General features: G+C 77.1%; 2 protein-coding genes. One reads left to right on the top strand and one right to left on the bottom strand.

Annotated elements, in window-relative coordinates; genetic code table 11:
* Nucleotides 1-9 precede the first annotated feature (9 nt).
* Nucleotides 10-5,484, top strand: a complete 5,475-nt coding sequence (locus ACH01S_RS14080; protein ID WP_067890614.1) for a type I polyketide synthase — start codon at nucleotides 10-12, stop codon at nucleotides 5,482-5,484.
* 37 nt (nucleotides 5,485-5,521) lie between these two features.
* Here the strand turns inward: ACH01S_RS14080 and ACH01S_RS14075 are convergent, their stop codons facing one another.
* Complete coding sequence (locus tag ACH01S_RS14075; RefSeq protein ID WP_067890611.1) at nucleotides 5,522-7,108, bottom strand: MFS transporter; 1,587 nt, start codon at nucleotides 7,106-7,108, stop codon at nucleotides 5,522-5,524.
* Nucleotides 7,109-7,118 lie beyond the last annotated feature (10 nt).

The following is a 7,118-nucleotide window of genomic DNA, read 5'->3' as shown; positions in this document are numbered from 1 at the left end:
GAGGCGGACATGGCGAACGACGAGAAGCTGCTCGGCTACCTCAAACGGGTCACGGCGGAGCTGCACCAGACCCGGCGGCGGCTCCAGGACGTCGAGACCAGGGAACGGGAGCCGATCGCGATCGTCGCGATGAGCTGCCGGTACCCGGGCGGCGTCCGGTCCCCGGAGGGGCTGTGGAAGCTGGTCGCGGACGGGACCGACGCCGTCGGCCCGTTCCCGGACGACCGGGGCTGGGACACCGGGCGGCTGTTCGACGCCGACCCCGACCGTCCCGGCGCCAGCTACGTCCGCGAGGGCGGGTTCGTGTACGACGCGGGGGACTTCGACGCCGGGTTCTTCGGCATCTCCCCGCGCGAGGCCCTCAGCATGGACCCGCAGCAGCGGATCGCGCTGGAGCTGTCGTGGGAGGTGTGCGAGCGCGCTGGGATCGACCCGCACTCCCTCCGCGAGAAGCAGGTCGGGGTGTTCGTCGGGTCCGGCGGGCAGGACTACGCCTACGTCCTGGACGCCCTGCCCGAGGCCGCGGAGACCTACCTCAGCACCGCCAACGCGGCGTCGGTGATCTCCGGCCGGATCGCCTACACGCTCGGCCTGGAGGGCCCCGCGCTGACCGTCGACACGGCGTGCTCGTCGTCGCTGGTCGCGGTGCACCTCGCGGCGCACGCGCTGCGCCGCCGCGAATGCGACCTGGCGCTCGCGGGCGGCGTCCTCGTGATGTCGCTGCCCGCGCCGTTCATCGCGTTCAGCAGGCAGCGCGGCCTCGCCCCGGACGGCCGCTGCAAGGCGTTCTCGGACGCGGCGGACGGCACCGGCTGGGCCGAGGGCGCCGGGATCCTCCTGCTGGAGCGGCTGTCCGACGCGCGCCGCAACGGCCACCGGGTACTGGCCGTCGTGCGGGGCAGCGCCGTCAACCAGGACGGCGCGTCCAACGGCCTCACCGCGCCGAACGGGCCGGCGCAGCAGCGGCTGATCCGGCACGCGCTCGCCGAGTCGCGGCTCGCGGCCGGGGACGTCGACGCGGTCGAGGGCCACGGGACGGGCACCACGCTCGGCGACCCGATCGAGGCGCAGGCGCTCCTCGCGACCTACGGGCGGAACCGCCCGGACGACCGGCCGCTGTGGCTCGGGTCGATCAAGTCGAACATCGGGCACGCGCAGGCCGCCGCCGGGGTCGCCGGGATCATCAAGACGGTGATGGCGATGCGGCACGGGCTGCTGCCGAAGACGCTGCACGTGACGGAGCCGTCCAGGCACGTCGACTGGGACGCGGGGAACGTGCGCCTGCTGACCGAGGCGCGGGAATGGCCGGAGCACGGCGACGACCGGCCGCGCCGCGCCGCCGTCTCGTCCTTCGGCGTCAGCGGCACCAACGCCCACCTGATCATCGAGCAGGCCCCCGAGGAGGAGCCAGGGACGGAGGAGGCGCTGCCGTGGCCGGACGGCGCCCCGGTGCCGTGGCCGGTGTCCGCGCGGGACGCCGCCACGCTCCGCGCCCAGGCCGGACGCGTCGCGGCCGGACTGGACGGCGCCGACGCCCTGTCCGTCGGGTACTCGCTCGCGACCGGGCGGGCCGCGCTGGAGCACCGCGCCGTCGTCCTCGCCGCCGACACCGCCGCCGGGGCCGCCGGGCTCGCGGCGGTCGCCGCGGGCGAGCCGCGCCCGGACGTGCTCGGCGGCGTCGCCTCGACCGGCCTGACGGCGTTCCTGTTCTCCGGCCAGGGCGCGCAGCGGCCCGGCATGGGACGCGAGCTGTACGAGGCGTTCCCCGTGTTCGCGGACGCGCTCGACGCCGCGTGCGCCGAACTCGACAAGCACCTGGACGTGCCGCTGAAGACTGTCCTCTGGGACGACGACCGGGAGCGGCTCGACCAGACCGTCCACACGCAGGCCGGGCTGTTCGCCGTGGAGGTCGCCCTCTACCGGCTGCTGGAGTCGTGGGGGCTGCGGCCCGACCTCGTCGCCGGGCACTCCGTCGGCGAGCTGGTCGCCGCGCACGTCGCGGGCGTCTGGACGCTGCCGGACGCCGCCGCGCTCGTCGCCGCGCGCGGGCGGCTGATGCAGGCGCTCCCGGCGGGCGGCGCGATGGCCGCCGTGCGGGCGACCGAGGACGAGGCGTCCGCCGCCCTCGGCCCGGACACCGCGAACGCCGCGAACACCGCGATCGCCGCCGTCAACGGCCCCGACTCGGTCGTCGTCTCCGGCCCGGAGGCCGAGGTCGAGCGCGTCGTCGCGCACTTCGCCGCGCTCGGCCGCGGGACGAACCGGCTGCGCGTCTCGCACGCCTTCCACTCGCCGCTGCTCGACCCGATGCTCGCCGAGTTCGGACGCGTCGCCGCCGGGCTCGACCACGCGGAGCCGTCCATCCCGATCGTCTCGAACGTCACCGGGGACGGCTCGGCCGACCACCGGTCGCCCGAGTACTGGGTGCGGCACGCGCGGGACGCCGTCCGGTTCGCCGACGGCGTCCGCCACCTGGAGTCGGAGGGCGTCACCCGGTTCGTGGAGGTCGGGCCGGACGCCGTCCTGACCGCCCTCGCCGAAGGCGTCCTCGACGCCGCGTCCGGCGGGCGCCGGGTCGTCGTGCCCGTGCTGCGCCGCGACGGCGGCGAGGCGGCGGCGCTCCTCACCGCGGTCGGCGCCCTGTACGCGGACGGCGCGGACGTCGACTGGCACGCGGTGTTCGCCGGGCGCGGCGCCCGGGCCGTCGACCTGCCCACCTACCCCTTCCAGCGGAAGCGCCACTGGCCCGACGCCGCCGCCGGGGCGGCCGGGGACGTCGGCGCGGCCGGGCTCGAACCGGCCGGGCACCCGCTGCTCGGCGCCGTGGTCGCCGCGCCCGGGTCCGGCGGCGTCGTCCTCACCGGGCGGCTCGCGGCCGGGTCCCGGCCGTGGCTCACCGACCACGAGGTGCTCGGCGCCACGCCGCTGCCGGGCGCGGCGTTCGTGGACCTGCTCGTCCGCGCCGCCGACGAGGTCGGCGCCGACCTGGTCGAGGAGCTGGCCGTCCACGAACCGATGGCGCCGCCCGAAAGCGGGCTCGCGCTCCAGGTCGTCGTGGGGGAGCGGGACGGGTCAGGCGGCTGGCCTGTGAGCGTCTTCTCCCGGCAAGCCGACGCGTCCCCGGACGTCCCGTGGACCCGCAACGCCACCGGACGCCTCGCCGCGGACGGCGGGCCGCCGCCCGCGCCGTCGCCGTCCCCGCCGCAGGGCGCCGCCGCGATCGACGTCGGGGACGCCTACGAGCGCCTCCTCGCCCGCGGCTACGCCTACGGCCCCCTCTACCGGGGGCTGCGCGCGGCCTGGCGGCACGGGCGGGACCTCTACGCCGAGATCGCGCTGCCCGAGGGCGCGGCCGGAGCCAGCGGGTTCGGCATCCACCCGGCGCTGCTGGACGCGGCGACCCATCTCGTCCTGCTGGAAGAGGACGCCGACCACGTCAGCCTTCCCACCGCGTGGAGCGGGGTGCGGCTGCACGCCGAGGGCGCGGAGGCCGTCCGGGTGCGGATCACGTCCGCCACCGGTGGCGGGCACGCGCTCGAACTCGCCGACGCGGCCGGACGGCCCGTGCTGTCGGCGGCGTCGGTCACGCTGGAGCCCGTGTCCGCCGAACGGCTGGAGGCGGCGGGGGGCGTCCGCGGCGACGCGCTGTTCCACGTCGAGTGGACCGGCACGCGGCTCGCCGCCGCTCCCGTCCCGGACTGCGTCGTCCTCGGCGGCGACCGCTACGGCCTGCCGGGCGTCCCGGACCTCGCGGCACTCGCCGGATCCGCGGTGCCGGACGTGGTGTTCGCGCCCGCGCCGTCCGGTGCCGGCCCGGCGGAGGTGCGGCGCGCCGGGCACGAGGTGCTCGCGCTCGCGCGGGAGTGGCTCGCCGACGAGCGGTTCGCCGGGTCCCGGCTCGCCGTCGTCACCGAGAACGCCGTCGCCGCCGCGCCGCACGAGAAGCCGGACGACCTCGCCGGGGCCGCGCTGTGGGGGCTGATCAGATCCGCGCAGGAGGAGAACCCCGGACGGTTCGTCCTGCTCGACACCGACGGCACCGGCGAGTCCGCGCGGGCGCTGCCCGCCGCCGCCGCGCTGCCCGAACCGCAGGTCGCGCTGCGCGCGGGCGAGCCGCGCGTGCCCCGCCTCGCGCGGTCGGCCGCGCCGCCCTCGGGGCCCGCGCCCTGGGACCCGGCCGGGACGGTCCTGATCACCGGCGGGACGGGCGGCATCGGCCCGCTGATCGCCCGGCACCTGGTGTCCGCGCACGGCGTCCGGAAGCTGCTGCTGGTGAGCCGCCGCGGCCCGGACGCGCCGGGCGCGGCCGAGCTGCGCGCCGACCTCGCCGCGCTCGGCGCGGACGCCGAGATCGCCGCCTGCGACCTCGCCGACCGGGACGCCGTGGCGCGGCTCCTCGACGGCCGTCCGCTGACCGGCGTCGTCCACGCCGCCGGGGTCCTCGACGACGGCGTGGTCTCGTCCCTCACCCCTGACCGCCTGGACGCCGTGCTGCGCCCCAAGGCGGACGCGGCCTGGCACCTCCACGAGCTGACCCGCGACATGGAGCTGACGGCGTTCGTGCTGTTCTCGTCGGTGTCCGGCGTCCTCGGCGGTCCCGGCCAGGGCAACTACGCGATGGCCAACGCCTACCTGGACGCGCTCGCCGTGCACCGGCGCGGTCTCGGCCTCCCCGCCGCGTCGCTCGCGTGGGGGCCGTGGGCGGAGGCGGGCATGGCCCGCCGCCTCGGCGACGCCGACCTGCGCCGCCACGAGCGCTCCGGCATACCCGCGCTGGCCACGGCCGACGCGCTCGGACTGTTCGACCTCGCGCTGCGGGACGGCGCCCCGGCGCCGCTGCCCGTCCGGCTCGACCTGGCCGCGCTGCGCTCGCACGCCGCGTCGGGCGGGATCCCGGCGATGCTGCACGGCCTGGTCAAGGTGCCCGCGCGGCAGTCGGCGCGGGACGGCGGGGCCGCCGTCCTGGCGCGGCGGCTCGCCGAGCTGGCCGGGCCGGAGCGCGACCGGTTCCTGCTGGAGCTGGTGCGGGCGCAGGTCGCCGCCGTCCTCGGGCACGACGACCGGGACGCGGTCGAGCCGGAGCGCGCGTTCAGCGAGCTCGGGTTCAGCTCGCTCACGGCCGTCCAGCTGCGGAACGCGCTCAACGCCGCCACCGGGCTGCGGCTGCCGTCCACGCTGGTGTTCGACCACCCGAACGCGGCGGCGGTCGCCGCGCTGCTCGACGCCGAGCTGGACCCGGCCGAGCCGCCCACCGCCCCCGCCGTGGACGAGCACCTGCGCGCCCTGGAACTGGCGCTGGAGTCGACCGCCGCGGACCCGGACGCGCGGGCCCGCGTCACCGCCCGGCTCCGCGAGATCACCGCCGCGTGGGCCGCCGCGTCCCGCCCGGACGGCGACACCGCCGCCGGGTCGGACGACCTGGCGGCGGTGTCGGCCAGCGAGATGTTCGAGATCCTGGACGGCGAGCTGGAGTCGTCCGCCTGACCGGGCCGCGCCCCCGGGGGACGCGGCCCGGCGAGGGTCAGCGTCCCCCGGCGGGCTCGGGGGTCTTCTCGACGGCGGCCTCGGGACCCTCCTCGGGGCCGGTCTGCTTACCGCCATGGTTGCGCAGCAGCACCGTCCCGACGACCGCGACGACCGCGACCACCCCGGCGGCGATGCCCGCGTTGACGTTCAGGCCGTGGACGAATGCGTCCCGCGCCGTCTCCAGCAGCCCGGAGCGCGCGCCGCCCGGCAGGCCCTTGGCGACCTCGGCGGCGCCGCCGAGCGTCTTCTCCGCCGCCTCGACCGCGCGCGGCGGCAGCCCGGCCGGGACGGCGTCGCCCATCCGGTCCCGGTAGATCGCCGCGCCGATGCTGCCCATGATCGCCACGCCGAGCGCGCCGCCGAGCTGGTTGCCGGTCTCCGAGAGGGCCGACGCCGCGCCCGCCCGCTCCGCCGGCGCCGCGGTGAGGATCATGTCGGCGGTCAGCGTCATCGCCACCCCGAGGCCCGCCGCGACCAGCACCACGCCGGTCACCAGCACCGCCAGCGACGAATGGACGCCGACCCGCGTCACCACCAGGAACCCGGCCGCCGTCATCAGCAGCCCCGTCCCGATGATGTAGGCGGGGCGGACCGTCCGCGCGAGGCCGCTCGCCACCGACGTCGCCACCGCCACCGCCGCCGGGGCGGGCAGCGACCACAGCGCCGCCTCCATCGGCCCCATCCCGCGCACGAGCTGCAACCACTGCGTCGAGTACAGCGCGAACCCGACGAGCGCGAAGAACGCCACCAGGTTCACCGCCATCGGCACCGCGAACGTCCGCACCCGGAACAGCGCGAGGTCGATCATCGGGTCGCGGCGGGACCGCTGCCACATGACGAACAGCGCGGCGAGCACCAGCCCCGCGACGACCGCCGCGACCGGGACGGCGCTCACCCCGTCCTGCGCCAGCTCCTTGATCCCGTAGACGGCGGGCAGCACGGCACCGAGTGACAGCACCGCGCCGACCAGGTCGAACCGTCCCGGACGCGGATCGCGGTACTCGGGGATCAGCAGCGGCGCGAGGGCCAGCAGCAGCACCATCGGCGGGACGTTCAGCAGGAACACCGAACCCCACCAGAAATGGTCCAGCAGGACGCCGGACACCAGCGGGCCGAGCGCCGCGCCGCCGGAGAACCCGGCCGTCCAGATCGCGATCGCGGTGCGGCGCTGGTCGCCGTCCCGGAACATGCTGCGGATCAGCGCCAGCGTCGACGGCGCGAGCACCGCGCCCGCCACGCCCAGCGCGGCCCGCGCCCCGATCAGCGCCTCCGCGCTGGCGGAGTACGCCGCCGCGACCGACGCCGCGCCGAACAGCGCCGCGCCGAGCAGGAGCATCCGGCGGCGCCCGAACCGGTCGCCGAGGACGCCCATCGTGATGAGCAGGCCGGCCAGCAGGAACCCGTAGACGTCGAGGATCCAGAGCTGCTGCGCGCCGCTCGGCTCCAGGTCGGCGGTGATGAACGGGACGGCGAGGTACAGCACCGAGACGTCCATCGAGACGAGCAGGTTCGCGAGGACCAGGACGGCGAGTCCCGCCCACTCCCTCCGGCCGGCGCGCTGCGGTGATGCTGAGGTGGACATGATCCTCCGT

It is taken from the genome of Actinomadura chibensis NBRC 106107 (assembly GCF_001552135.1).
GTDB lineage: Bacteria > Actinomycetota > Actinomycetes > Streptosporangiales > Streptosporangiaceae > Spirillospora > Spirillospora chibensis.
Note: the sequence above shows the minus strand (reverse complement) of the source record. Positions and strands in the feature narration are given on the sequence as shown.

What these genes read in the sequence shown, in the direction of transcription:
- ACH01S_RS14080 (WP_067890614.1), top strand. Translation starts at nt 10, where the DNA reads ATGGCGAACGACGAGAAGCTGCTCGGCTACCTCAAACGGGTCACGGCG.
- ACH01S_RS14075 (WP_067890611.1), bottom strand. Translation starts at nt 7,108, where the DNA reads ATGTCCACCTCAGCATCACCGCAGCGCGCCGGCCGGAGGGAGTGGGCG.